Genomic DNA, 24,776 nt, shown 5'->3' on the forward strand with positions numbered 1-24,776 from the left:
CCGAAACCCGCGCGGTGCTCGTCAGCGCCCTCGCGATGCTCCGCACCAAGCACGCCGACCTGCCGTCCCGCAAGCACGGCAACCCGCCGCAGTAAAGAGTCGAGGAGACCTGCCGACGATGAGCACCGCCACCGACACCCTGCTGAAGGTCGAGAAGGGCAACGCCGCCCCCGAGGAGCTGGCCGCGATCACCGCGATCCTGCTCGCCCGCGCCGCCGCCACCCCCGAGGAGGCCGCCCCGACCCGCCGTTCCACCGCCGGCTGGCGCCGGCTGGAGCGCAGCCGGGGCTTCCAGGCCCCGCACAGCTGGCAGGGCTGAGCAGCACCGCACGTCCGAAGGCCCCGCACCGTTCACGGTGCGGGGCCTTCGTCGTGCCGTGGGCGCCGTCGCGCGGACGGATGAGGCCGCCCCGTGACCGCGGGTACGGCGAAGGCCCCCGTGCCAGGGCACGGGGGCCTTCCGCAGCTGCGTCCCGGTTACCGGAGCCGTGCCATGAGGGCGTGTTCGACGAGGGTGATGAGTGCGCTCTTGGCGTCGCCGCGGTGGCGGGCGTCGGTGGTGATGATGGGGGCGTCGGGGCCGATCTGGAGGGCCTCGCGTACTTCTTCGGGGGTGTAGGGCTGGTGTCCGTCGAAGCCGTTGAGGGCGATGACGAAGGGGAGGCCGCTGTTCTCGAAGTAGTCGACGGCGGGGAAGCAGTCGGCGAGGCGTCGGGTGTCGACGAGGACGACGGCGCCGATGGCGCCGCGGACGAGGTCGTCCCACATGAACCAGAAGCGGTCCTGTCCGGGGGTGCCGAAGAGGTAGAGGATCAGGTCCTGGTCGAGGGTGATGCGGCCGAAGTCCATGGCGACCGTGGTGGTCGTCTTGTCACCGGTGTGGGTGAGGTCGTCGATGCCGGCCGAGGCGCTGGTCATGACGGCTTCGGTGCGCAGCGGGTTGATCTCGGAGACCGCGCCGACGAACGTGGTCTTGCCCACGCCGAAGCCGCCCGCCACCACGATCTTCGCGGAGGTGGTGGAGCGAGCCGCTCCGCCGTTAGAGCTTGCGAAGTCCACTGAGCACCCTTTCGAGCAGTGTCACATCTGGCTGACCGCCGGCAGACTCGTCGCCGCCGGGCTGGTGAATGGCGACAAGGCCCGCCTCCGCCAGGTCGGCTACGAGGATGCGGGCGACACCAAGAGGAATGGAGAGAAGTGCCGAGATCTCCGCTACGGATTTGATCTCCTGGCACAGGCGGCAGATGCGCTGGTGCTCGGGCAACTGCCCTTGCAGCCGGGCGGGATCCGCCGTGGTACTGACCAGCGCCTCGATGGCGAGCTGGTAGCGCGGCCGGGTACGGCCGCCGGTCATCGCGTACGGACGCACCAGCGGGTTGTGCGCCTTGGGAGCCTGCGGCTGCGAGGCCCGGGGGGGCTGCTGCGGAAGCCGGTGAGGCGCCTGGGGCTGCTGGGGCTGGCCGTACGGTTGCTGCGCGTAGGGGTTCTGCTCCGGCATGGGCCGGCTGGGAGCGGAGGGGAAGTTGAAGCGGTTCTGGTCGTGCCCACCCTGCGGCTGCTGGCCGCCATAAGGATGTCCTCCGGGTGTTGTCACGTTTCCTCCTCCGACTCCAAGAACGCAGTACTCCCTGTGGAACCGCGCCACCGCACCCTACGGTGCGATGACGCGAAACGCACTGCCTGTTTGCTAGTTGAGAAGGCTTCCCTGCAGCTCCGCGCGCAGGTCCGGGGTGAGGACGCTGCCCGCGCGGTCCACCAGGAGGGCCATCTCGTAGCCCACGAGGCCGATGTCGCACTCGGGGTGCGCGAGCACCGCCAGAGACGACCCGTCGGAGACGGACATGAGGAAGAGGAATCCCCGGTCCATCTCCACCACGGTCTGGTTGACGGCTCCGCCTTCGAAGATGCGGGAGGCTCCGGCGGTCAGCGAGGTCAGACCGGAGGCCACGGCCGCCAGCTGATCGGCGCGGTCGCGCGGGAATCCGTCGGACATCGCCAGCAGAAGGCCGTCGGCGGAGACCACCACCGTGTGGGACACCCCGGGGGTGTTGTCCACGAAGTTGGTGATCAACCAGTTCAGGTTCTGCGCCGCCTGGCTCATCGCGCTCACACTAACGCTCCTGGTCATAGCTGTTACTTGACTGCTCGGAACCCGCGCTGCGTCCCTGCTGGACACCACGGCGCAGGTTGCTCAACCTGCCGCGCACGTCCTCCGGGGCGCGGGAGACCTGGGGGCCGCCCTGCGGGGTCGTCTCCGCAGCGCCCTCGACCAGGTTGGCCTTGGGCACCCGCCGAGGGAGACCGGACGAGGTGACCCCGCCCGCCTTCGGCTCACGGAGCTTGCCGGCCTGCTGCCAGCGCTCGTCGTTCGTCGAACGCCAGCCCGCGCCGGCCGTCTCGTCCTCCGGGGCCCTCGTCGGTTCGGCGGGCTGCTGCTGTCGCTGCGGCCTCGCCTCGAAAAGGGAACCGGTGGGCTCCGCTTCCTTCTGGCCCGAACCCCACTGCTGCTGGCTGCCGCGTCGCGGCAGGCCCGCTCCGGTCAACTCGTGACCGGCGTCGGCAGCGGCGCCCGGACGGTCGAAGCCTACGCGGTCCACGGCCGGTTCGGGAGCGGCCGGGGGTTCCGATTCGCTCCCGTAGTCCGGCTGGTAGGGCTCCGAGTAGGTGTTCTGCTCAGGCCATACGGCCTGCGGGGACTGCTCAGCGTAGCCGCCGTCGTACGCCTGCGCGGGCTGCTGCTGGTCCTGGTAGCCGGCCTCCGGATAGGCATAGCCCTGATCCGGGAACGCCTCGTAGGACTGCTGCTGGGCCTGCTCCTCGTACGGGGCTTCGAAGCCCTGCGGGGACGGCTGCTCGTACTCCTGGTACGGCTGGTAAGCGTGCTCCGGCTGAGGTTCCGGATAGCCCTCGGGGGAGTACTGCTGCTCCGCCTGCCGGCCCTGCTCCGGACCGAAGTTGAGCTGGGCCTCCAGGGCGGCCCGGCGCTCCTCACGGCCCAGGGAGCGCACGACCGGGTCGGCCGCCTTCTCCTGGCCGCCGGAGCCGTCGTAGCGCGAGTCGTCGAAGCCGAGCTCGGCGGCCGTGCGCAGCGGGGCGGCCTGCTGGGTCTGCTGCTCGGGGATGATCGAGGAGACGGTGAAGTCGTCGTCCGGGATGCCCTCGCCACCGCCACCGTGCGTGATGGCGTCGGGGAGCATGACCAGCGACGTGGTGCCGGCCTGCTCGCCCGAGGGGCGCAGCTGGACGCGGATGCTGTGGCGGTCCGCCAGCCGGCCGACCACGAACAGACCCATGCGCTGCGAGATCGCGGCGTCCACGGTCGGCGGGTTGGCCAGCTTGTGGTTGATGTCCGCGAAGTCCTCGGCGGTGAGGCCGATGCCCTTGTCGTGGATCTCGATCATCACGCGGCCGTCGGGCAGACGCGTGGCGTTGACCCGGACCTTGGTCTGGGGGGAGGAGAACGTGGTGGCGTTCTCCAGGAGCTCGGCGAGCAGGTGCACGAGGTCGGTCACGGCCTGGCCGTGGATCTCGGCCTCGGAGACGCCCGAGAGCTCGATGCGCTCGTACTGCTCCACCTCGGAGGAGGCGGCGCGCAGGACGTCCACGAGGGGCACCGGCTGGTCCCAGCGGCGGCCCGGGTTCTCACCCGCGAGGATGAGGAGGTTCTCGCCGTTGCGGCGCATACGGGTGGCCAGGTGGTCCAGGCGGAAGAGGTTCTCCAGCTGGTCCGGGTCGGCCTCGTTGTTCTCCAGGTCGGTGATGAGGGTCAGCTGGCCCTCGATCAGCGACTGGTTGCGCATGGAGAGGTTCGTGAAGATCGCGTTGACGTTGCCCCGCAGGAGCGCCTGCTCGGCGGCGAGGCGGACCGCTTCCCGGTGGACCTGGTCGAAGGCGCGGGCGACCTCGCCGATCTCGTCGCGGGAGTTGATCGGGATCGGCTCGACACGGGTGTCGACCTTGCCCGGGTCGGTGCGCGAGAGCTGGTCGACGAGCATCGGCAGGCGCTGCTCGGCGACGTCGAAGGCGGAGGTGCGCAGGCGCAGCATCGAGCGGCTCATCTGGCGGGCCATCATCGCGGCCAGGATGAAGGCGGCGAGGAGGGCCACGACCACGATGGCGCCGGTCAGGATGGCGTCCTGCTGGGCCTTGTCGGAGACGGTGACGGTGTCCTTGACGGCCTTGTCCAGGAGTTCCTGCTCGACCTCGGCGTAGCCGTCGAACTTGGCGGTGGCGGCGGCCTGCCAGGCCTGCGGGGTGACACCGATCAGGGCGAGCTTGGCGGGCTTGTCGCCGCCGGCTATCGCCTCGGTCATACCGGTGAGGGCGGAGCCGTTGACCACGGGCGGGGTCTTGAAGGGCGTGCCGGCCTGCTCGGCGGCCTGCTTGGCCTGGGCGAGCTTGGCGGCGCCCTCCTGGGACTTCTTGCCCATGACCTCCTTGAGCCGGTTGGTGTCCTCTTCGGTACCGGCGGCGACGTACTCGCCGGCGGCGATCTCTTCGAGGTAGGCGTAGGAGGAGAAGGCGACGAGCTGGGCCTTGCGGACGTTCTCGTCTTCGTTCGGGCGGACCAGCAGGTGCGTACCGATGGAGCGCTGGAGCGAGTTGGCCGCCTTGGCCAGCTCGACCGCGTAGACCATGCGGCCGTAGCTGGTGACGTTGCCGGTGCCCAGGCCCAGTTCGTTGGAGAACTGCATCAGGTAGTGCTGGACCAGCACGTAGCCCTCTTCGGTCGGCACGGGGCCGGCGGCGGAGGGGAGGTTCTTCTTCGCGGTCTCCGGGACGGCGTAGGCCGTCTTGCGGACCTGCTCCAGCTTCGGCTCCTCCTGGCGGAAGAGCTCCAGGCGGCGCTCCAGGCCCTGCTTCTTCGGCATGTCCTTCACGGCCGCGGCGAACTTGGCCTTGGCCGCGTCGGTGGCCGCGTAGGCCTTCGCCACGGCCTCGTTGGCGCGGTCGCCCTTGAGGAGCGGCTCGGCGCTGAGGTCGCGCTCGTTGAGGAGGGCCTGGCCGTACTCGGCCGCCGCCTGGACGATGCGGACGGTCTTCTCGGCGTCCTTGGCCTCGTTCCAGGTGTCGATGGAGCCCTTCACCTGGAAGCCGCCCATGACCAGTCCGACGAGGACGGGCACGAGGAGGATGGCGTTCAGACGCGTCGGCACCCGCCAGTTGCGCGGGGAGAGCTTGCTGGTGCTGCCGCCGCCCGAGGGTGGTTCCACGGGCACGTCGACGGACGACGTGGCCGCGCGGGGCGGCGGGGTGAAGTTGCCGCGCGCGGGTTCATCCGCGGGGCTCGAGTTGCTTCGCCTCACTCGACCAACAACCTCTCGGCGGTGCTACTAGCTAGTTCGTTGAATTCCAGCACGATGAAGCGCCGTGTTCCAAACAGTTGGAATCAGCCGTTCCCAGAGCCTTACGTCCCACATAAAACGGACATAAAGAGCGAGCTGCGGCAAAAACAGGGCCAGTTGTGCGCACAGCGGCACCGGGCGAACGCACGCCGTGTCCGCCCGTGGGCAATTCTCTGTCGAAACGTTATGAACACCAGAGGCGGGCCGTGTCCTATGACACAGCCCGCCTCCGCGTATCGCCCGGTAACGGGTGTTACTTCAGCCGTGCCATGAGGGCGTGTTCGACGAGGGTGATGAGTGCGCTCTTGGCGTCGCCGCGGTGGCGGGCGTCGGTGGTGATGATGGGGGCGTCGGGGCCGATCTGGAGGGCCTCGCGTACTTCTTCGGGGGTGTAGGGCTGGTGTCCGTCGAAGCCGTTGAGGGCGATGACGAAGGGGAGGCCGCTGTTCTCGAAGTAGTCGACGGCGGGGAAGCAGTCGGCGAGGCGTCGGGTGTCGACGAGGACGACGGCGCCGATGGCGCCGCGGACGAGGTCGTCCCACATGAACCAGAAGCGGTCCTGTCCGGGGGTGCCGAAGAGGTAGAGGATCAGGTCCTGGTCGAGGGTGATGCGGCCGAAGTCCATGGCGACCGTGGTGGTCGTCTTGTCACCGGTGTGGGTGAGGTCGTCGATGCCGGCCGAGGCGCTGGTCATGACGGCTTCGGTGCGCAGCGGGTTGATCTCGGAGACCGCGCCGACGAACGTGGTCTTGCCCACGCCGAAGCCGCCCGCCACCACGATCTTCGCGGAGGTGGTGGAGCGAGCGGCACCGCCGTTAGAGCTTGCGAAGTCCACTGAGCACCCTTTCGAGCAGCGTTACGTCCGGCGTTCCGCCGGCCTCTCCATTGCCCGGCTGGTGGATGGCCACCATGCCGGCTTCCGCCAGGTCGGCTACGAGGATGCGGGCCACACCGAGCGGCATCGACAGCAGGGCGGAGACCTCCGCGACCGACTTCACCTCGCGGCACAGGGTGCAGATGCGCTGGTGCTCCGGCAGCAGGCCGGACAGGTGCATCGGGTCTGCCGTCGTGCTGACCAGCGCCTCGATGGCGAGCTGGTAGCGCGGCCGGGTCCGGCCGCCGGTCATGGCGTACGGACGCACCAGCGGCTGGTCGCCCTCCGAGTACGAATCCTCGTACGCATCGGAGTAGGCGGGGGGCGGGGTCATTGATCCTCCGGGCTGGACAGCAGTGGTCAGCGTGCCGTCTGACGGGGCGGCCGGTGGGGGGACTTGATGACGGCCTTCGGGGGTACTGGGGTTCCGGGACGCGGTCCCGGTCCCCCCGGCCGGAAGTACCGTCCGGCCGGGGGAGGGGGTGTCAGGTGAGCAGGCTTCCCTGGAGCTCCGCGCGCAGGTCCGGGGTGAGGACGTTGCCGGCGCGGTCCACGAGGAGGGCCATCTCGTAGCCCACGAGGCCGATGTCGCACTCGGGGTGCGCCAGGACGGCCAGCGAGGACCCGTCGGAGACGGACATGAGGAAGAGGAATCCCCGGTCCATCTCCACCACGGTCTGGTTGACGGCGCCGCCCTCGAAGATCCGGGAGGCCCCGGCGGTCAGCGAGGTCAGACCGGAGGCCACGGCCGCCAGCTGGTCGGCGCGGTCACGCGGGAACCCTTCGGACATCGCCAGAAGGAGTCCGTCGGCGGAGACCACCACGGTGTGGGACACCCCGGGGGTGTTGTCCACGAAGTTGGTGATCAACCAGTTCAGGTTCTGTGCCGCCTGGCTCATCGAGCTCAACTATCGCTCCTGCTGGTAAGTGGGGTCGATCTGGTAACTGCCGGTCGCCGGGCCGGAACCGCCGGCCTGCCGTCCCTGCTGGATACCGCGTCGGAGGTTGGTGAGACGGCCGCGCACGTCGTCCGGGGCGCGCGACACCTGCGGCCCGGCCGGTGCCTCGTCCTGCTGCTGGGCGGTACCGGCGACGAGGTTGGCCCGCGGCACCCGCCGGGGGAGCCCCGAGGTGGTGATCCCGCCCGCGGCGGGCTGGCGCACGCGCTCGGCCTGACGCATCAGCTCGTCGTTCGGGGAGGACCGCCAGCTGACCGTCGGCGTGCTGCCGGTCACCGCCGTGGCGGGCTCGGCCGCGAGCTCCTGCCCCCGCTGCGGCAGCGGCTGCTGCTGCTGAGGGGCCGGCGACTGCTGGGGCTGCTGCGGAACGGCCGGCGCCTGTCCGGCGGGCTGTCCGCCGTTCTGGCCGGACCAGTTCGACTCCAGCGTATCGAAGATCGGACTGCGCACCTCACCACCGGGCTGCGCCTGGGCCGGCGGCAGCGCCTCGGGCTGGTACGCCTGCGGCAGCTGCGGGGCCTCGGGGCGAGCCGCGGGGGCGTAGCCGCCGGGCTGACGGCCCTGCGGCTGCTGGTCCGCGTACCCGCCCACACCGGGGCCCGCCGGGCGGGCGAACTGGCCCGTCGTGGACGGGTCGAGGGGGCCGCCCGGCTGCGGGCGCTCGAACTGCCCGGTGGTGGACGGGTCCTGGGCGCCGCGTATGTCGGGGCGCTCGAACTGGCCGGTCGCCGACGGGTCCTGGGGACCGCGTACGTCGGGCCGCTCGAACTGGCCGGTCGTGGAGTTGCCGGCCGGCGGGTACGGGGCGTTGAAGTCGGGGCGGGCGAACTCCGCCGTGGAGCCGGGGCCCGACAGCTCGTCGTGCCCGCGCGGGGCCTCCTGCCCGGCCTGCCCGGCACCCCAGCTGGTGGCCTGCGGCATCCCGGCGGACGGGCCGCCCGCGCCCGGAAGCTCCGGACGTCCGGCGGCGCCGCCCTGCGGCGGCAGCTGCGGGCGCCGGCGCTTGACCGGGGCCCCCGGGGCCGGCTGCTGCTGCGGGGCCTGCCCGGGCTGCTGCTGGCCGAAGCCCTGGCCGCCCTGCGGCTGCTGCGGGCGCTCGAAGCCGGTGCCGTTGCCGCCCTGGGGCGGGAAGACGCCGGGGCCGGAGGCGTGGGGCACACCCGCGGGGCGGGCCTGCGGACCGCTGAAGAGGTTGTTGTCCGGGACGCCCGGGGCGCCGGCGGGGCCGCCCTGACCGCGGGCGGGCAGCGGGGCACCGGCGCCGAAGCCGCCCTGGCCCTGGCCCGTCGGGGCGGCGGGGCCGCCCTGCTGCGGACGCGGCCCCTGGCCCTGCGGACGCTGCTGCGCACCGCCGGGACCGCCCTGGCCGGGCAGCGCCGGACGCTGGCCGCCGCCGACCTGGCCGCGCTGCTGGCCCGCGCCCACGGGGGGACGCGCGCCGCCGGGGACGGAACCCTGGGCGCCGGGAGCGCCCTGGCCGCCGGCCTGGCCGCCCTGGCCCGCCGCCGGACCCGGCTTCTTGCCGCCCTGGGCGACGTCCACCGGGAGCATGACGAGGGCGGTCGTACCGCCCGAGTCGGAGGGGCGCAGCTGGATGCGGATGCCGTGTCGCAGGGACAGGCGGCCGACCACGAACAGACCCATTCGACGGGACACCGAGACGTCCACGGTGGGCGGCGACGCGAGCCGCTCGTTGATCGCGGCGAGGTCCTCGGGGGACAGGCCGATACCGGTGTCGTGGATCTCGACGAGCACGCGGCCGTCGGGCAGCGCGTGACCGGTGACCTTGACCTTCGTCTGCGGGGAGGAGAACGACGTGGCGTTCTCCAGCAGCTCGGCGAGGAGGTGCACGAGGTCGTTGACGACGCGGCCGGCGACGTCGGTGCCGGGCACCGCCGCCAGTTCGATGCGCTCGTACTGCTCCACCTCGGACGCCGCGGCGCGGAGCACGTCGACGAGCGGGACGGGGCGGGTCCACCGGCGGCCCGGCTCCTCACCCGCGAGGACGAGGAGGTTCTCACCGTTACGCCGCATTCGGGTGGCGAGGTGGTCGAGCTTGAAGAGCGAGGAGAGCTGGTCCGGGTCGGCCTCGCGCGACTCCAGTTCGGAGATGAGCGACAGCTGACGCTGGATGAGGCCCTGGGAGCGGCGCGAGAGGTTGGTGAACATCGCGTTGACGTTGCCCCGGAGGAGGGCCTGCTCGGCGGCGAGGCGGACGGCCTCGCGGTGCACGTCGTCGAAGGCCGCGGCCACCTGGCCGATCTCGTCGCGGGTGTGCAGGCCGACGGACTCCACGGAGGTGTCGACGTCCTGCGGGTCCGACTCCGAGAGCTGCTTGACGAGCTCGGGCAGGCGGTCCTGGGCGACGCGCGTCGCGGTGTCCTGGAGGCGGCGCAGCGAGCGGATCATGGACCGGGCCATGACGAAGGCGCCGACGAGGGAGACACCGAGGACGAGGAGGATCAGGGCACCGTTGATGATGGCGTCCTGCTGCGACTCGTTCTTGAGCTCGCGGGCCTTCTGCTCCATGTCCTCGAGCAGGGTCAGCTCGATGACCTTCATGGCCTGGAGCTTGGTGTCGTCGGCGTCGTACCAGTCCATCCAGGACCGGTTCTTCTCCTTGAGGAACTGCCCCTGGGTGCTCAGGACGCGGCGGGCGTAGTGGTCGGCGCTGCCGATCTCGGTGTTGCCGTCGCCGAGCGCCGCGAGGAGTTCCTCGGGCTTGCCCTGGTAGACGAGTTCGAAGGTCTTCTTCGCCTGGCTCTCACCGCGGAGCGCGGAGAGGCCGTAGAGGCGGTCGTTCTCATCGAGCTTGCCGGGCTTGTCGCTGCTCTCCAGGAGGGAGGCGGCGATGACGGCGCGCTGGATGGAGGCGTACTCCTTGGCGGAGGAGAAGGCGGCCAGGGCGCGGGTGCGCTTGATCATCTCCGGGTTGGAGGTGGCCTGGGCCATGTCCTGCGACAGCGAGAGCAGCGAGACGATCAGGGCGTTGTACTCGGTGACCGTCTGCTGGGCGCCGTTCATGTACGCCTTTTTGCGGATGTCCTCGATGCCGGTGAGCTGGCGGCCGATCTGCAGGATGTTGTTGCGGATCGACTTGAGGGTCTCGTCCTTGTCCTCCGCGTTGTCGACCTTGTCGGTCGCGGCGGCGAAGGCCTTGGCGGCGGCGTCGGTCTGGTCGCGGACACCCTGGACGAGGCTGTTGGCCTTGCCGTCCTTGGTGATCGACATCGGACCGGCCGACTTGTCCCGCTCCTCCTGGAGCATGGCGGCCAGGTTGGTGGCCTGCCGGGTCATCGTCGTGAGCAGCTGCATGTGCTCGAGCTGGGCGATGTCGTTGAGCGAGTCGTTGATGCGGAAGCCACCGAGGGTGGTGGCCGCGACGACGGGCAGGGTCAGCAGCGACACCAGTCGCGTGCTGATGCGCCAGTTCTGCATCGCGAGACGGGAACCCGAGCTGGGGGCCTTGGGTATCGCCTCGTCCTGCTCGACGGCCTCGGTCTTGGCCTTGCCCTTGGAGCGGCCGGCCTTCGGGGCCTTGGGGGCCTTGCCGGACTTCCCGCGGCCCTTGGCCTTCCCCGAGGGGGTGGAGTCGGGCCCCGCCCCTTCGAGTGCCGGGCCGCGGCCCGGGGCGTGCTGGGGCGAGGCGCCACGGTCGGTCCCGCCGAGCGGCTCCTGCTCCGCCGCAGCTTCCCCTCGGCCCTGAAGGGCCTGGGGAGACCCCTTGCCATCCCTCTTGAATCGTCCCTGCACTAGCGTCGCAACCTCTGGACCAGGCGCCCCGCCGGATGAGCGGCGGAACGGTGTCGAGTCGTGGGGCACTGACGGCCCCATGGTGGTCGTCGGTGACCGGCGCGTCTCCCTGTCGATGCCACCGCGCTCGGCGCTCTCTTGCGCCACCTGCGCGCCGGCTGATACCCGCGGCGGTCTCGCGAATTCCAGCACAGTGGGGGATCTCCAACAAGGTGCGCGTGTCGCCCCGGCGAGCCGCTCACGGCTTGTGACGGGCGGGCTACGCGACGTGGAAGTCCTATGGGGATGAATCGGACTTACGTCAATCAAAGCTCGCGCCTGGCAAGGTGTCCCAGTCGAGATGATCAGGAGCGGAATGGCGCATTCAGTGGCGCAATGTCCGTTTCGGGGGCCCCAGTTGACTGTCGGTTATGTCCGCATTGCCCGCTGACTGGTGAGGAAACTCACACCAGTGTGGCTATTACCAACCGGTTCAGTCGGGGATTCGGATGTTTAGCCTTGCCTGTTAAAGGGTTGGCGCCACATCCGGCGCAGCAGTCGACCCACACCCCACCAGCGAGCCGAGGGCCCGAAACTCCGATGAAGACGACGTCGATGATCCGCAACATAGCCAACCCCCGCCGGACCACCCTCGCGCACCTCAAGGACGCCGAGGAGCTGCAGGCGGCACCGGCCACCCCGGAGCACCGCGTCGAGCTGCCCACCCAGACCGCGAACCCGCGCCGCACCGTCCTGATGGACGCGCCGGCCGCCGCCGCGCGCTAAAAGGAGCGCGAAGCGCCGGCCCCCACCGCGTTAGCCTGGAGTCCGCAGACTCCAGCCAGCGGAAACACAAGAGGGGCAGACGCAGCAGGTGCGCATCGCCAGGTTCTCGATCGACGGCAACGTCGCGTTCGGCGCGGTCGAGGGCAGCACTGCCCTCGCGGCGTCCGAAGGCGAGCTCGTCCTCGACATCATCAAGGGCATCCCGTTCGCGGACTTCGAGCTCTCCGGCACGAAGGTCCCGCTGAGCAAGGTTCGGCTGCTGCCGCCCGTGCTCCCCAACAAGGTCGTGGCCGTGGGCCGCAACTACGCGGAGCACGCGGCGGAGCTCGGCAACGAGCTCCCGGAAGCGCCCATCACCTTCTTCAAGCCCTCCACCTCGGTGGTCGGCTCCGGAGACCCGATCGTCTACCCCTCCTTCTCCCAGGACCTGCACCACGAGGCGGAGCTCGCCGTGGTCATCGGCCGCATGTGCCGGGAGGTCCCGAAGGAGCGCGTCAAGGACGTCATCCTCGGTTACACCTGCGCCAACGACGTCACCGCCCGCGACGTCCAGCAGCGCGAGAAGCAGTGGGCCCGCGCCAAGGGCTTCGACAGCGCCTGCCCCCTCGGCCCCTGGATCGAGACCGACCTGGACCCGTCCGACCTGGCGATCCAGTGCACCGTCAACGGCGAACAGCGCCAGCTCGGCCGCACCGGCGACATGGTCCGCTCCGTCGAGGACCTGGTCGTGCACATCAGCGAGGCCATGACGCTGCTCCCGGGTGACGTCATCCTCACGGGGACCCCGGCCGGAGTCGGCCCCCTGAACGTCGGCGACGAGGTCGCCGTCACCATCGAAGGCATCGGCACTCTCACCAACAAGGTGATCAAGCGTGGCTAACGCGAACGTCCGCGTACGTTTCTGTCCCTCCCCGACCGGCAACCCCCACGTGGGCCTGGTCCGGACCGCCCTCTTCAACTGGGCGTTCGCCCGCCACCACGGCGGTACGTTCGTCTTCCGCATCGAGGACACCGACGCGGCCCGCGACTCCGAGGAGTCGTACGTCCAGCTGCTCGACTCCCTGCGCTGGCTCGGCTTCACCTGGGACGAGGGCCCCGAGGTCGGCGGCCCGCACGCCCCGTACCGGCAGTCCGAGCGCATGGACGTCTACAAGGACGTCGCGCAGCGGCTCCAGGACGGCGGCTACGCCTACCACTGCTACTGCACCACCGAGGAGCTCGACACCCGCCGCGACGCCGCCCGCGCCGCCGGCAAGCCCTCCGGCTACGACGGCCACTGCCGCGAGCTGACCGCCGAGCAGGTCGCCGCGTACGAGGCCGAGGGCCGCACCTCGATCGTCCGCTTCCGGATGCCCGACGAGACCATCACCTTCACGGACCTGGTCCGCGGAGAGCTCTCCTTCACCCCGGAGAACGTGCCGGACTTCGGCATCGTCCGGGCGAACGGCGCCCCGCTGTACACCCTGGTCAACCCGGTCGACGACGCGCTGATGCAGATCACGCACGTCCTGCGCGGCGAGGACCTGCTCTCCTCCACCCCCCGCCAGATCGCGCTCTACAAGGCGCTGATGGAGCTCGGCGTCGCCACGGGCGTCCCGCAGTTCGGCCACCTGCCGTACGTGATGGGCGAGGGCAACAAGAAGCTCTCCAAGCGCGACCCCGAGTCCTCGCTCAACCTCTACCGCGAGCGCGGCTTCCTCCCCGAGGGCCTGCTGAACTACCTCTCGCTCCTCGGCTGGTCCTTCTCCAAGGACCAGGACGTCTTCTCGATCGAGGAGATGGTGGCGAAGTTCGACATCGACGGCGTCAACGCCAACCCGGCCCGCTTCGACCTGAAGAAGGCCGAGGCGATCAACGCCGACCACATCCGCCGGATGGACCCCAAGGCCTTCGCGGACGCCTGCCAGCCGTGGCTGCGCGCCCCGCACGCCAACTGGGCCCCCGAGGACTTCGACGCCGACGCCTGGGAGCGGATCGCCCCGCACGCCCAGACCCGTGTGACCGTCCTCTCGGACATCACCGCCAACGTGGACTTCCTCTTCCTCAAGGAGCCCGTCGAGGACCAGGCGTCCTGGGACAAGGCCATGAAGGGCGAGCCGGCGGCCCTGCTGACCACGGCGCGCGAGAACCTCCTCGGCGCCGACTGGTCGGACCCGGAGTCCCTCAAGCAGGCCGTCCTGACCGCCGGCGAGGCCCACGGCCTCAAGCTCGGCAAGGCCCAGGCGCCCGTCCGCGTGGCCGTCACGGGCCGCACCGTCGGCCTGCCGCTCTTCGAGTCCCTGGAGATCCTGGGCAAGGAGCGCTCGATCGCGCGCATCGACGCGGCCCTGGCGAAGCTCGCCGCCTGACCCGCGCCCTCGCGAAGGGGCGGCAGCCGATCCGGCTGCCGCCCCTTCGGCGTTCCGCGGGGGCCGGCGGTGAGACCGCTCACACCCGGGCCGCCCGGGGGCGGACCGTACCCGGCCGTCCGTGTGACGCGGCCCACCCCGCGCCCGGGTTTCCCGGACCGCCCCCGCGCGCGTCCGCCCGGGCGTAGGCTCGCCGGTATGCCGATCCGCGCCGTGCTGTGGGACATCGACGACACCCTCTTCGACTACACGGGGGCCGATTCCGCCGGGCTGGCGCGGCACCTGCGGGACGAGGGGATCGCCGAACGCTACGGCACCCCCGCTGAGGCCCTGGCCCTGTGGCGGCGGCTCACGGAACTGCACTGGGGGCGCTTCTCCGCCGGAGAGGTCACCTTCCAGGGCCAGCGCCAGGACCGGGTGCGGGACTTCCTCGGCCGGCCCGCCCTGCCCGCCGACGAGACCGACGCCTGGTTCGAGCGCTACGTCGCGCACTACCAGGCCGCCTGGACCGTCTTCCCGGACGTCCTGCCCGCCCTGGACGCCCTCGCCGGCCGCTACCGCCACGGGGTGCTCTCCAACTCCTCCGAGGCCAACCAGGACCCCAAGCTGCGCCACCTCGGGCTGCGCGACCGCTTCGAGGTGCTGGTGTGCGCGGCCGAGCTGGGGGTCAGCAAGCCCGACGCCGCCGCCTTCCTGGCCGCCTGCGGGGCGCTCGGACTCCTCCCGGGCGAGGTGGCGTACGTCGGGGACCAGCCGGAGATCGACGCGCGGGGCGCGCGCGACGCGGGGCTGACCGCCGTCTGGCTCGACCGGGACGGGGGCAGGGGCCCCGGACCGGAGGGCGTACACCGGATCGAAGGGCTGGAGAGCCTCCCCGGGCTGCTGGCCGCTGATACCCGTTTTGGAGCACGGTCAGGCATCCGGTAATGTTCTTTCTGCGCCGGGGAGACGGGCCGAGAGGCCGGGAACCGGAGGCGCTAACCAAACGAAAGGGCCCCAGGGTCTTGAAGTTCGGTGGGCTATAGTGTAATTGGCAACACGAGGGTTTCTGGTTCCCTTATTCTAGGTTCGAGTCCTGGTAGCCCAGCGCAGTGCAGTAGTAACGCAGTGCTTTGCCCCCGTTGTGTAGCGGCCTAGCACGCCGCCCTCTCAAGGCGGTAGCGCCGGTTCGAATCCGGTCGGGGGTACAGATCCTTCCCGCAGGATCTCCAGGGTCGCTCCCGGAGGTTTTGATGCAGGATCGCTAGGGCCCCCGTTGTGTAGCGGCCTAGCACGCCGCCCTCTCAAGGCGGTAGCGCCGGTTCGAATCCGGTCGGGGGTACCAAGGTCTGGCTGGTCTAGACCATTGGGCTATAGTGTAATTGGCAACACGAGGGTTTCTGGTTCCCTTATTCTAGGTTCGAGTCCTGGTAGCCCAGCGCAGTACCGCAGTAAAGCTAGCCCCCGTTGTGTAGCGGCCTAGCACGCCGCCCTCTCAAGGCGGTAGCGCCGGTTCGAATCCGGTCGGGGGTACATCAGGAGAGGCCCTCCGCGATCATCGCGGAGGGCCTCTTCGCCGTTCCCGGACGGGTGCCGGGCCCGGGTACAAGTACGGGCCCGGAGGCGCGAGTTCGGACGTGTGCGGCGTCGTACGCGCCCCCGGGCCCGGGGGTGGGGTGGAGCAGGGCAGGGTCAGCCGGAGCGGCGCAGGGCCTCCGTCAGGCGGGCGGCCGCGTCGATCACGGCCTGGGCGTGCATGCGCCCCGGGTGGCGGGTCAGGCGCTCGATCGGGCCGGAGACCGACACGGAGGCCACCACGCGGTTCGAGGGGCCGCGCACCGGCGCCGAGACGGAGGCCACGCCGGGCTCCCGCTCGCCGATCGACTGGGCCCAGCCGCGGCGTCGTACGCCGGACAGGGCCGTCGCCGTGAAGCGCGCGCCCTGGAGGCCGCGGTGGAGCCGTTCGGGCTCCTCCCAGGCCATCAGGATCTGCGCCGCCGAGCCCGCCTTCATCGGGAGCGTGGAGCCAACCGGGACGGTGTCCCGCAGGCCCGACAGCCGCTCGGCGGCCGCCACGCAGATGCGCATGTCGCCCTGACGCCGGTAGAGCTGCGCGCTCTCACCCGTCACGTCACGGAGGTGCGTGAGTACCGGTCCCGCCGTAGCCAGCAGGCGGTCCTCGCCGGCCGCGGCGGCGAGCTCCGCCAGCCGCGGTCCGAGGATGAACCGGCCCTGCATGTCCCTCGCCACCATCCGGTGGTGTTCCAGTGCCACGGCCAGGCGATGTGCCGTGGGTCGTGCGAGCCCTGTCGCCGCGACCAGCCCGGCGAGGGTGGCCGGACCGGACTCCAGTGCGCTCAATACCAGAGCTGCCTTGTCGAGAACGCCGACGCCGCTAGAGTTGTCCATGAAACGATATTCACGTCTCACACTGTGAAACGCAAGTTCAAATTTTCCAAGAACCAGCGAGTCTGTATGTACGGGTCCACGAACCACTGGATCCGGGACGGTGAGCCGGAGGGAAAGAGCGATGGGTAGGACACTCGCGGAGAAGGTCTGGGACGACCATGTCGTCCGGCGCGCCGAGGGCGAGCCCGATCTCCTCTTCATTGATCTCCACCTGCTGCACGAGGTGACCAGCCCGCAGGCCTTCGACGGGCTGCGGCAGGCCGGCCGCAAGGTCCGGCGCCTGGACCTCACCATCGCGACCGAGGACCACAACACCCCCACCCTCGACATCGACAAGCCGATCGCCGACCCGGTCTCCCGCGCCCAGCTGGAGACGCTGCGCAAGAACTGCGCCGAGTTCGGTGTCCGCCTGCACTCGCTGGGTGACGTGGAGCAGGGTGTCGTGCACGTCGTCGGCCCGCAGCTGGGTCTGACGCAGCCGGGCACCACCGTGGTCTGCGGTGACTCCCACACCTCCACGCACGGCGCCTTCGGCGCGCTGGCCTTCGGCATCGGCACCAGCCAGGTCGAGCACGTGCTGGCCACCCAGACGCTGCCGCTGGCCCGCCCGAAGACGATGGCCATCACCGTCACCGGCGAGCTGGCCGAGGGCGTCACCGCCAAGGACCTGATCCTGGCGATCATCGCCAAGATCGGCACCGGCGGCGGCCAGGGCTACATCCTGGAGTACCGCGGCGAGGCCGTCGAGAAGCTCTCGATGGAAGCCCGCATGACCATCTGCAACATGTCGATCGAGGCCGGCGCCCGCGCGGGCATGATCGCCCCCGACCAGACCACCTTCGACTACCTGGAGGGACGCGACCACGCCCCGACGGGCGAGGACTGGGACGCGGCGGTCGCGTACTGGAAGACCCTGCGCACCGACGAGGACGCCGTCTTCGACGCCGAGGTCGTCATCGACGGCTCCGCGCTCTCCCCGTTCGTCACCTGGGGCACCAACCCGGGCCAGGGCGCGCCGCTGTCCGCCAACGTCCCCGACCCGGCTTCGTACGAGGACGCTTCGGAGCGCCTGGCCGCCGAAAAGGCCCTGGAGTACATGGGGTTGACCGCGGGCCAGCCGCTGCGCGAGATCAAGGTCGACACCGTCTTCGTAGGTTCCTGCACCAACGGCCGCATCGAGGACCTGCGCGCCGTCGCGGGGATCATCGGGGGCCGCAAAGTCGCCGACGGCGTACGGATGCTGGTCGTCCCGGGCTCCGTCCGGGTCGCCCTCCAGGCCGTCGAGGAGGGCCTGGACAAGGTCTTCAAGGACGCCGGAGCCGAATGGCGGCACGCGGGCTGCTCCATGTGCCTGGGCATGAACCCCGACCAACTGGCCCCCGGTGAGCGTTCCGCGTCCACCTCCAACCGCAACTTCGAGGGCCGGCAGGGCAAGGGCGGGCGGACCCACCTGGTCTCCCCGCAGGTGGCCGCCGCCACCGCCGTGCTGGGCCATCTGGCCTCGCCCGCCGACCTGTCCGACGCCAACGCCACCGCCGGAGTCTGAGCCATGGAAGCCTTCACCACCCACACCGGCCGTGCCGTCCCGCTGCGCCGCAGCAACGTCGACACCGACCAGATCATCCCCGCCCACTGGCTGAAGAAGATCACCCGTGACGGGTTCGAGGACGGGCTCTTCGAGGCCTGGCGCAAGGACCCGGAGTTCGTCACCAACCGCCCCGAGCGCGCCGGTGCGACCGTGCTGGTCGCCGGCCCCGACTTCGGCACCGGCTCCTCGCGCGAGCACGCCGTCTGGGCCCTGCAGAACTTCGGGTTCAAGACCGTCATCTCCTCCCGCTTCGCCGACATCTTCCGCGGCAACTCGCTGAAGAACGGTCTGCTGACCGTCGTCCTGCCGCAGGAGACCGTCGACCGGCTGTGGGAACTCACCGAGGCCGACCCGACCGCCGAGATCACCGTCGACCTGGTCGACCGGAAGGTCCGAGCCGAGGGTGTCGAGGCGGAGTTCGAACTCGACGACAACGCGCGCTGGCGTCTGCTGGAAGGACTGGACGACATCTCGCTCACCCTTCAGAACGAAGCCGACATCGACGCGTACGAAAGCACCCGCCCGGCCTTCAAGCCGCGTACGATTCGCGTCTGATTCCTGCCTGATCAGCGCTTATTCACCCTCGGGTGATCACATCGGCAACACTGTGCCCCCCGCCTTCCGGCGGGGGGCGCAGCCGTATGTTGAGGCCCCGTGAGGCGACAACTCGCCCCAGATGGCACAATCTGTGCATGGAACGCGACAGTCAACTCGAGCTCTACGAACTCGTCGCGGACCGGTTGAAAGAAGCACACGCAAGGGTGCGCGCACTGCAAGTCCCGGAGGGCGTAAGGATGGCGCTGTCCCGGAAGCTGTTGGTCGCCACTGCCGCGGCGAAGCATGATCTCGCCGATGCGGCAAGGCGCCTGGACAGGTTGATGAAGGACCTCGACGAGGGTCGATTCCCTGAAGGCGACTGATGCGAAGGAACTCCGTAACGGCTCTCATCGTTGCGGCACTAGGGTGATTAGCCCGTTTCGTGTTTGATTTGCGGTATATATCCGCCTAACGTGCGAAATAAGCTTGAACACATTCGTTCTGGCGAGGTCTCCGAAGGGGAAGACGTGAACAAGGCGCAGCTCGTAGAAGCGATTGCCGACAAGCTGGGCGGCCGCCAGCAGGCCGCGGACGCCGTCGACGCGGTACTGGACGCGATGGTCCGCGCGGTCGTCGCGGGCGACCGGGTCTCGGTCACGGGCTTCGGCTCGTTCGAGAAGGTGGACCGCCCGGCCCGCTACGCCCGCAACCCGCAGACGGGTGAGCGCGTCCGGGTCAAGAAGACCTCCGTCCCCCGCTTCCGTGCGGGTCAGGGCTTCAAGGACCTGGTCAGCGGCACCAAGAAGCTCCCCAAGGGCGACGAGGTGGCCGTGAAGAAGGCCCCGAAGGGCAGCCTGACCGGCGGTGCCTCGGCCACGGTCAAGAAGGCCGCCGCGAAGAAGGCCACCACGGCCAAGAAGGCCGCCGCCAAGACCACGGCCACCAAGACCGCGGCGAAGAAGACGACGGCGAAGAAGGCCACCGCGACCGTCAAGAAGACGGCCGCGAAGACCACGGTCGCCAAGAAGACCACGGCCGCCGCGAAGAAGGCGGCCCCGGCGAAGAAGGCCACGGCGGCGGCCAAGAAGACCACCGCCACCGCGAAGAAGACCGCCCCGGCGGCCAAGAAGGCCACCGCGACGAAGGCGCCCGCCAAGAAGACGGCGACGCGCAAGGCCACCGCGAAGAAGACCACCGCCCGCAAGAAGTAAGGGCACGAGTCACACACGCCGGGCCGGCTTCCCCCGTGGGGAAGCCGGCCCGCGGTGCGTTCCCGCGCAGGTCGGAAGCGGTGGGGCGGCGGGCTAGAACGTCTGCAGGGTGACCAGGGTGATCCGCAGGGCCGCGCCCTCGCCGTCCGTCTCGATGCGCACCCGCTGCCCGGGGCGCAGCATCAGCAGGCCCCCCGCGTCGAAGGCCTCGGCCCCGAAGGGCACCGGGGTGCCGTCGTCCAGCAGCACGCTGCCGCTGCGGGTCTGGGAGTCGTACGTGTACGCGGTCGCCTGCATGAGCGCACTGTATCGGGCCGTGTGCCGGCCCACGCCGAGGGAGAGGGCCCTGCGCAGGTCCGGACCCGTGTCCACGTCCCTGCGCACGCTCTCGACGTCCGCCAGGGCTATTTCCATCGCACCGGAGGCGGAATGCCGGGCCCGGGAGCGGCCGCCGAACGCCGGTGCCAATTCCACGTCCGGACCGGCGGAAAGAAGAGTCGTCCCGATTCCCGCCGCATCCGCCAGAAATGCCCGGGGAAATGCGGAGGCGATATCGAGCACACGTAGCAATTCCGGCGGGCGCAGTGCCGGAAGATCCGCGTTCATCGCGGCCAGCCGCGCCCCCGGCCGCCCGGCGCGCACCGCCCGCGCGCCGTGGTCCAGGGCCGCGTTGAGCCCCGCCCCCGGGGCGTCCGGCAGGATCCGCGCCCCGAGCCGGGCGAGTTCCGCCCCGGCGACGACGTCGTCCGTGACGACCACCACATCCGCGACCGAGGCGCAGGCCAGCGCCCCCGCCACCGTGTCCTGCGCGAAGGCCAGGGCCAGCCCCGGCCGCGAGGCGCCGACGGCCCCCGCCAGCCGGCTCTTGGCCACGGCGAGGGGCTTCAGGGGGACCACCAGGCTCCATACGGCGTTCGTGGCGGACTCCTTCGCTGCGGTGCGCGGCCGTACCCGCCCCGGCCATGGGCGGGTCACGGCCCGGTCATCAGTCGGCCCATTGTCGCCCCGGACCGGCCGGAGGGGGGCCCGCCGGTCCGGGCGGGGCGTACGGTGTTCTCGACAGAGACCGGACCCGGGGCGACACTTGTCCGGCCCAAGAGGTCGCGAGCCGCCCCAGCCACCGCTGCGAGGCGGCCCATGCCCCGGTCCTAGAGGAAGGTGCTCCGAGTGTCCCGCCGCAGAATCGGCTTCTGGTACCGCCTGGCGGCGGTCATCGCAAAACCGCCGCTGGTAGTGCTCTTCAAGCGGGACTGGCGGGGAATGGAGCACATTCCGGCCGACGGAGGCTTTATCACCGCCGTCAATCACAACTCGTATCTGGACCCGCTGTCCTACGCGCACTTCCAGTACAACACCGGCCGGGTGCCCCGCCTGCTCGCCAAGGCCGGGCTCTTCAAGGTGCCTTTCGTCGGCGCCATCCTGCGCGGATCGGGCCAGATCCCCGTCTACCGCGAGACCACCAACGCCCTGGACGCATTCCGGGCCGCCGTGGACGCCGTCGAACGCGGCGAATGCGTCGCCTTTTACCCGGAGGGCACCCTCACCCGGGACCCGGAGATGTGGCCGATGGCCGGCAAGACCGGGGTGGCCCGGGTGGCGCTGATCACCGAGGCCCCCGTCATTCCGGTGGCCCAGTGGGGCGCCAACCTCGCGATGCCGCCGTACGCCAAGGAGAACAAGGTCCGCCTGTTCCCGCGCAAGACCCTCCAGGTGCTCGCCGGGCCCCCCGTGGACCTCTCGGCCTTCTACGGCAAGGACCCCACGCCGGACGTCCTCAAGGGGGCCACCGAGGCCATCATGGCCGACATCACCAAGCTCCTGGAGGAGCTGCGCGGCGAGAAGGCTCCCGACGAGCCGTACGACCACCGCAAGGCCAGGGCGGAACAGCGGCGCAAGGCCGCGGGGGAGGGCACCAAGTGACGCGTCCCGTCAAGGCGGCGGTCTTCTCGGCGGGCTCCTGGGGCACCGCCTTCGGTATGGTCCTCGCCGACGCCGGCTGCGAGGTCACCCTGTGGGCCCGCCGCCCGGAGGTCGCCGACGCCATCAACACCGGCCGCACCAACCCGGACTACTTCCCCGGCGCGGAGCTCCCGGCGAACCTGCGCGCCACCACGGACCCGGCCGAGGCCGCGCGCGGCGCCGACTTCACCGTCCTGTCCATCCCCTCCCAGACCCTGCGCGGCAACCTGGCCGAATGGGCGCCGCTGCTGGCCCCCGACACCGTGCTCGTCTCCCTGATGAAGGGCATCGAGCTCGGCAGCGCCAAGCGCATGAGCGAGGTCATCGAGGAGGTGGCCAAGGTCCCCGCCGAGCGCGTCGCCGTGGTCACCGGCCCCAACCTGGCCCGGGAGATCGTCGCCCGCCAGCCCGCCGCGTCCGTCGTCGCCTGCGTGGACGAGGCCGTGGCCCGGCGCCTCCAGGCCGCCTGCCACACCCCGTACTTCCGCCCGTACACCAGCACCGACGTCATCGGCTGCGAGCTCGGCGGCGCCGTCAAGAACGTCATCGGCCTCGCCGTCGGCATCGCCGACGGCATGGGACTGGGCGACAACACCAAGGGCTCGCTCATCACCCGCGGCCTCGCCGAAGCCACCCGCCTGGGCCTGGCGATGGGCGCCGACCCGCTCACCTTCTCCGGCCTCGCGGGCCTCGGCGACCTCGTCGCCACCTGCTCCTCGCCGCTCTCCCGGAACCACACCTTCGGCACCAACCTGGGCCGCGGGATGACCCTGGAGGAGACCATCGCGGTCACCAAGCAGACCGCCGAGGGGGTCAAGTCCTGCCAGTCCGTGGCCGATCTGGCCCGCCGGCACGGGGTGGACATGCCGATCACGGAGACGGTCGTCGACATCGTCCACCACGGCAAGCCCACCCTGGTCGCGCTGAAGGAACTCATGGGACGCAGTGCCAAACCGGAACGTCACTGACACCTTTCCGGACGTTTGAGCGGGTACCCTCGTGCCGATATGAGCAGCGAGAACCTCCCCCAGACCCCTGAGCAGCAGGGCCGCAAGCCCCGCGTCGCCGTCGTCTTCGGCGGCCGCAGCTCGGAACACGCCATCTCGGTCGTCACCGCGGGCGCCGTGCTGCGCTCCATCGACCGGTCCAAGTACGAGGTGCTGCCCATCGGCATCACCACGGACGGCCGGTGGGCCCTGACCGCCGACGCGCCCGAGCGCATGGCCATCGCCGACCGCCGGCTCCCCGACGTGGAGTCGCTGGCGGAGTCCCCGGACGGCACCGTCGTGCTGCCCGTGGACCCCGCCAGCCGCGAGGTCGTCTACACCGAGCCGGGCTCCGTCCCCAAGGCACTGGGTGAGGTCGACGTCGTCTTCCCCGTGCTGCACGGCCCCTACGGCGAGGACGGCACCCTCCAGGGCCTCCTGGAGCTCTCCGGGATCCCCTACGTCGGCTGCGGCGTCCTCGCCTCGGCCGTCGGCCAGGACAAGGACTACATGAAGCGGGTGTTCACCTCCTACGGGCTGAACGTCGGCCCGTACGTGACCATCCGCCCCCGTGAGTGGGACGCCGACCGGGACGCCGCCACGGCCAAGGTCCTGGACTTCGCCGCCGAGCACGGCTGGCCGCTGTTCGTGAAGCCCGCCCGCGCCGGCTCCTCCATCGGCATCACCAAGGTCGACGACGCCTCCGGCCTCGACGCGGCGATCGCCGAGGCCCGCCGCCACGACCCGAAGGTCATCGTGGAGGCGCTGCTGCGCGGCCGCGAGATCGAGTGCGGCGTCCTGGAGTTCGAGGACGGGCCGCGCGCCAGCGCGCCCGCGGAGATCCCGCCGGTCTCCAGCCACGACTTCTACGACTTCGAGGCGAAGTACATCGACTCCGCCGCCGGACTCGTGCCCGCCCCGCTCACCCCGGAGCAGACCGCCGAGGTCCAGCGGCTCGCGATCGAGGCCTTCGAGGCCGCGTCCTGCGAGGGCCTGGTCCGCGCCGACTTCTTCCTCACCGAGGACGGCGACTTCGTCATCAACGAGATCAACACGATGCCGGGGTTCACGCCGATCTCGATGTACCCGCGCATGTGGCAGGAGTCGGGCATCGAGTACCCGGAGCTGGTGGACCGCCTGATCCAGGCCGCCCTGCGCCGCTCCACCGGCCTGCGCTAGCAGGATCCCCCGGACTCCGTCCGGGGGGGACCCCGGTACAGCCGACCGCCCGCCAGGAGGAACCCTGGCGGGCGGCGGTGTGCGCGGGGGAGGGGACGGTCAGTACGAGGAGATCCCGGCCGGCACGGTCTTGGCCACGGCGGCGGACAGGTCGACGAGCATGCCCGCGTCCGTGGCATGCTCCTTGTCGATCCAGACCTCCGTGTAGGCGAGCCGCGAGCCGGTGGTGAACTTCAGACCGCCGTCGGCCGGCCGCTCCACCAGCCAGCCGACGCCGTTCACCTCCACTCCGTCCGCCTTCGGATCGGCCATCTTCGCGGGCTTGGGGATCCCGCACCGCAGTACGATCGCCGAGCCGCCCCACGCGGCGGTCAGGTCCGACTCCGGATCGGTGGTGGTCCGGTCCAGCCCGGACACCTTCCCCGGGAGCTCCTCGTGCAGCGCGGCACAGAGCCCCGCGACGTCGGCGGGCGGCGCGGGCGGCGGAGTCACCCGGACCTTCGAGGCCCCGGGGGCACAGCCCGCCAGGGCCAGGGCCGCCGACAGGACGGGCAGGGCCAGCAGAGGCAGGGGCCGACGGTGCGAAGACATCACCGGCCAAGAGTAGACGGGGGCTACAGATGGACCACGGGGCAGGTCAGGGTGCGGGTGATCCCCTCCACCTGCTGCACCTTGGCGACCACCATGCGGCCGAGATCGTCGACGGTGTCGGCCTGGGCCCGCACGATGACGTCGTACGGCCCCGTCACGTCCTCGGCCTGGATCACCCCCGCGATGTTCCCGATGGACTCGGCGACGACCGACGCCTTGCCCACCTCGGTCTGGATGAGGATGTACGCCTGTACCACGGAACCTCCAGGGCGGCCACGAGGATCATTTCCCCT

23 protein-coding genes, 5 tRNA genes and 1 pseudogene are annotated in these 24,776 nt (G+C 70.7%); 17 read left to right on the top strand and 12 right to left on the bottom strand.

Features of this window, described 5'->3' with window-relative positions:
* Nucleotides 1-118: 118 nt before the first annotated feature.
* Nucleotides 119-319: an acyl-CoA carboxylase subunit epsilon gene (locus tag ABT403_RS18815; protein WP_045951512.1), complete on the top strand. Its 201-nt coding sequence runs from the start codon at nucleotides 119-121 to the stop codon at nucleotides 317-319.
* A gap of 158 nt (nucleotides 320-477) precedes the next feature.
* Here the strand turns inward: ABT403_RS18815 and ABT403_RS18820 are convergent, their stop codons facing one another.
* The 8 genes from ABT403_RS18820 to ABT403_RS18855 all read right to left on the bottom strand — a co-directional run bounded on the left by ABT403_RS18820 (nucleotide 478) and on the right by ABT403_RS18855 (nucleotide 10,931).
* On the bottom strand, nucleotides 478-1,059 hold the full coding sequence (locus ABT403_RS18820; protein WP_079429940.1) for a GTP-binding protein: 582 nt from the start codon (nucleotides 1,057-1,059) through the stop codon (nucleotides 478-480).
* Nucleotides 1,040-1,594 carry a DUF742 domain-containing protein gene (locus ABT403_RS18825; protein WP_344170358.1) on the bottom strand — a complete coding sequence of 185 codons (555 nt, stop codon included), beginning with the start codon at nucleotides 1,592-1,594 and terminating at the stop codon, nucleotides 1,040-1,042. The genes ABT403_RS18820 and ABT403_RS18825 overlap by 20 nt, the downstream gene beginning before the upstream one ends.
* Before the next feature lie 93 nt (nucleotides 1,595-1,687).
* Nucleotides 1,688-2,101, bottom strand: a complete 414-nt coding sequence (locus ABT403_RS18830) for a roadblock/LC7 domain-containing protein (RefSeq protein WP_030037347.1) — start codon at nucleotides 2,099-2,101, stop codon at nucleotides 1,688-1,690.
* A gap of 10 nt (nucleotides 2,102-2,111) precedes the next feature.
* Nucleotides 2,112-5,306 carry a sensor histidine kinase gene (locus tag ABT403_RS18835; RefSeq protein WP_344170361.1) on the bottom strand — a complete coding sequence of 1,065 codons (3,195 nt, stop codon included), beginning with the start codon at nucleotides 5,304-5,306 and terminating at the stop codon, nucleotides 2,112-2,114.
* A gap of 292 nt (nucleotides 5,307-5,598) precedes the next feature.
* Nucleotides 5,599-6,180, bottom strand: a complete 582-nt coding sequence (locus tag ABT403_RS18840; RefSeq protein WP_079429943.1) for a GTP-binding protein — start codon at nucleotides 6,178-6,180, stop codon at nucleotides 5,599-5,601.
* Entirely contained in the window at nucleotides 6,161-6,553 is a 393-nt protein-coding gene (locus ABT403_RS18845; RefSeq protein WP_344170373.1) for a DUF742 domain-containing protein, read from the bottom strand. Before ABT403_RS18845 ends, ABT403_RS18840 begins: the two co-directional genes overlap by 20 nt.
* A gap of 151 nt (nucleotides 6,554-6,704) precedes the next feature.
* Nucleotides 6,705-7,118 (bottom strand): roadblock/LC7 domain-containing protein, encoded by a 414-nt coding sequence (locus tag ABT403_RS18850; protein WP_042820501.1) that lies wholly within the window; start codon nucleotides 7,116-7,118, stop codon nucleotides 6,705-6,707.
* 9 nt (nucleotides 7,119-7,127) lie between these two features.
* Entirely contained in the window at nucleotides 7,128-10,931 is a 3,804-nt protein-coding gene (locus ABT403_RS18855) for a sensor histidine kinase (protein ID WP_344170376.1), read from the bottom strand.
* A 579-nt stretch (nucleotides 10,932-11,510) separates the two neighbouring features.
* Here ABT403_RS18855 and ABT403_RS18860 point away from each other — a divergent pair.
* From ABT403_RS18860 to ABT403_RS18900, 9 genes are all read left to right on the top strand, one after another.
* Nucleotides 11,511-11,696 (top strand): hypothetical protein, encoded by a 186-nt coding sequence (locus ABT403_RS18860; RefSeq protein ID WP_344170379.1) that lies wholly within the window; start codon nucleotides 11,511-11,513, stop codon nucleotides 11,694-11,696.
* 88 nt (nucleotides 11,697-11,784) lie between these two features.
* Nucleotides 11,785-12,576 carry a fumarylacetoacetate hydrolase family protein gene (locus tag ABT403_RS18865; RefSeq protein WP_344170381.1) on the top strand — a complete coding sequence of 264 codons (792 nt, stop codon included), beginning with the start codon at nucleotides 11,785-11,787 and terminating at the stop codon, nucleotides 12,574-12,576.
* Nucleotides 12,569-14,044, top strand: coding sequence for a glutamate--tRNA ligase (gene gltX / locus ABT403_RS18870; protein WP_344170384.1), 1,476 nt, complete (start codon nucleotides 12,569-12,571; stop codon nucleotides 14,042-14,044). Before ABT403_RS18865 ends, gltX begins: the two co-directional genes overlap by 8 nt.
* A 198-nt stretch (nucleotides 14,045-14,242) precedes the next feature.
* Nucleotides 14,243-14,971 carry an HAD family hydrolase gene (locus ABT403_RS18875; protein ID WP_344170387.1) on the top strand — a complete coding sequence of 243 codons (729 nt, stop codon included), beginning with the start codon at nucleotides 14,243-14,245 and terminating at the stop codon, nucleotides 14,969-14,971.
* 88 nt (nucleotides 14,972-15,059) lie between these two features.
* Nucleotides 15,060-15,131 (top strand) — tRNA-Gln (locus tag ABT403_RS18880).
* 27 nt (nucleotides 15,132-15,158) lie between these two features.
* Nucleotides 15,159-15,231: transfer RNA gene (locus ABT403_RS18885), tRNA-Glu, on the top strand.
* A gap of 61 nt (nucleotides 15,232-15,292) precedes the next feature.
* Nucleotides 15,293-15,368 (top strand) — tRNA-Glu (locus ABT403_RS18890).
* Nucleotides 15,369-15,390: 22 nt separating this feature from the next.
* Nucleotides 15,391-15,462: transfer RNA gene (locus ABT403_RS18895), tRNA-Gln, on the top strand.
* A 21-nt stretch (nucleotides 15,463-15,483) separates the two neighbouring features.
* A tRNA-Glu gene (locus ABT403_RS18900) sits at nucleotides 15,484-15,556 on the top strand.
* A gap of 159 nt (nucleotides 15,557-15,715) precedes the next feature.
* Here the strand turns inward: ABT403_RS18900 and ndgR are convergent.
* The gene (gene ndgR, locus ABT403_RS18905; protein WP_007266782.1) at nucleotides 15,716-16,432 is read right to left on the bottom strand and encodes an IclR family transcriptional regulator NdgR; all 717 of its coding nucleotides are present in this window, start codon (nucleotides 16,430-16,432) and stop codon (nucleotides 15,716-15,718) included.
* 121 nt (nucleotides 16,433-16,553) lie between these two features.
* Here ndgR and leuC point away from each other — a divergent pair, with 121 nt between their 5' ends.
* The 4 genes from leuC to ABT403_RS18925 all read left to right on the top strand — a co-directional run bounded on the left by leuC (nucleotide 16,554) and on the right by ABT403_RS18925 (nucleotide 19,768).
* Nucleotides 16,554-17,978, top strand: a complete 1,425-nt coding sequence (gene leuC, locus ABT403_RS18910; RefSeq protein WP_344170392.1) for a 3-isopropylmalate dehydratase large subunit — start codon at nucleotides 16,554-16,556, stop codon at nucleotides 17,976-17,978.
* A 3-nt stretch (nucleotides 17,979-17,981) separates the two neighbouring features.
* On the top strand, nucleotides 17,982-18,575 hold the full coding sequence (gene leuD / locus ABT403_RS18915) for a 3-isopropylmalate dehydratase small subunit (RefSeq protein WP_344170395.1): 594 nt from the start codon (nucleotides 17,982-17,984) through the stop codon (nucleotides 18,573-18,575).
* Between the two features lie 137 nt (nucleotides 18,576-18,712).
* Nucleotides 18,713-18,940, top strand: a complete 228-nt coding sequence (locus ABT403_RS18920) for an SCO5555 family protein (RefSeq protein WP_344170398.1) — start codon at nucleotides 18,713-18,715, stop codon at nucleotides 18,938-18,940.
* 144 nt (nucleotides 18,941-19,084) lie between these two features.
* Nucleotides 19,085-19,768 carry an HU family DNA-binding protein gene (locus tag ABT403_RS18925; RefSeq protein ID WP_344170401.1) on the top strand — a complete coding sequence of 228 codons (684 nt, stop codon included), beginning with the start codon at nucleotides 19,085-19,087 and terminating at the stop codon, nucleotides 19,766-19,768.
* Between the two features lie 300 nt (nucleotides 19,769-20,068).
* Here the strand turns inward: ABT403_RS18925 and cofC are convergent.
* Nucleotides 20,069-20,668, bottom strand: a pseudogene (cofC, locus tag ABT403_RS18930) (2-phospho-L-lactate guanylyltransferase); the annotation flags it as partial.
* 267 nt (nucleotides 20,669-20,935) lie between these two features.
* Here cofC and ABT403_RS18935 point away from each other — a divergent pair.
* Genes ABT403_RS18935 through ABT403_RS18945 form a run of 3 tightly spaced genes read left to right on the top strand, consistent with a single transcriptional unit; the run spans nucleotide 20,936 to nucleotide 23,892 of the window.
* Nucleotides 20,936-21,688 carry a lysophospholipid acyltransferase family protein gene (locus ABT403_RS18935; protein WP_344170404.1) on the top strand — a complete coding sequence of 251 codons (753 nt, stop codon included), beginning with the start codon at nucleotides 20,936-20,938 and terminating at the stop codon, nucleotides 21,686-21,688.
* Nucleotides 21,685-22,695, top strand: coding sequence for an NAD(P)H-dependent glycerol-3-phosphate dehydrogenase (locus tag ABT403_RS18940; protein WP_344170407.1), 1,011 nt, complete (start codon nucleotides 21,685-21,687; stop codon nucleotides 22,693-22,695). The genes ABT403_RS18935 and ABT403_RS18940 overlap by 4 nt, the downstream gene beginning before the upstream one ends.
* A gap of 39 nt (nucleotides 22,696-22,734) precedes the next feature.
* Nucleotides 22,735-23,892 carry a D-alanine--D-alanine ligase family protein gene (locus ABT403_RS18945; RefSeq protein WP_344170410.1) on the top strand — a complete coding sequence of 386 codons (1,158 nt, stop codon included), beginning with the start codon at nucleotides 22,735-22,737 and terminating at the stop codon, nucleotides 23,890-23,892.
* Between the two features lie 99 nt (nucleotides 23,893-23,991).
* On the opposite strand, the gene ABT403_RS18950 is transcribed toward ABT403_RS18945, so the two are convergent.
* Both ABT403_RS18950 and ABT403_RS18955 read right to left on the bottom strand, forming a co-directional pair.
* Nucleotides 23,992-24,483, bottom strand: a complete 492-nt coding sequence (locus ABT403_RS18950) for a DUF3515 domain-containing protein (RefSeq protein ID WP_344170413.1) — start codon at nucleotides 24,481-24,483, stop codon at nucleotides 23,992-23,994.
* 23 nt (nucleotides 24,484-24,506) lie between these two features.
* Nucleotides 24,507-24,740: an Lrp/AsnC ligand binding domain-containing protein gene (locus ABT403_RS18955; RefSeq protein ID WP_042816780.1), complete on the bottom strand. Its 234-nt coding sequence runs from the start codon at nucleotides 24,738-24,740 to the stop codon at nucleotides 24,507-24,509.
* Between the last annotated feature and the right edge of the window lie 36 nt (nucleotides 24,741-24,776).

This window comes from Streptomyces sp. NPDC000075 (assembly GCF_040301925.1).
In the GTDB taxonomy this organism is placed as follows: Bacteria; Actinomycetota; Actinomycetes; order Streptomycetales; family Streptomycetaceae; genus Streptomyces; species Streptomyces polychromogenes.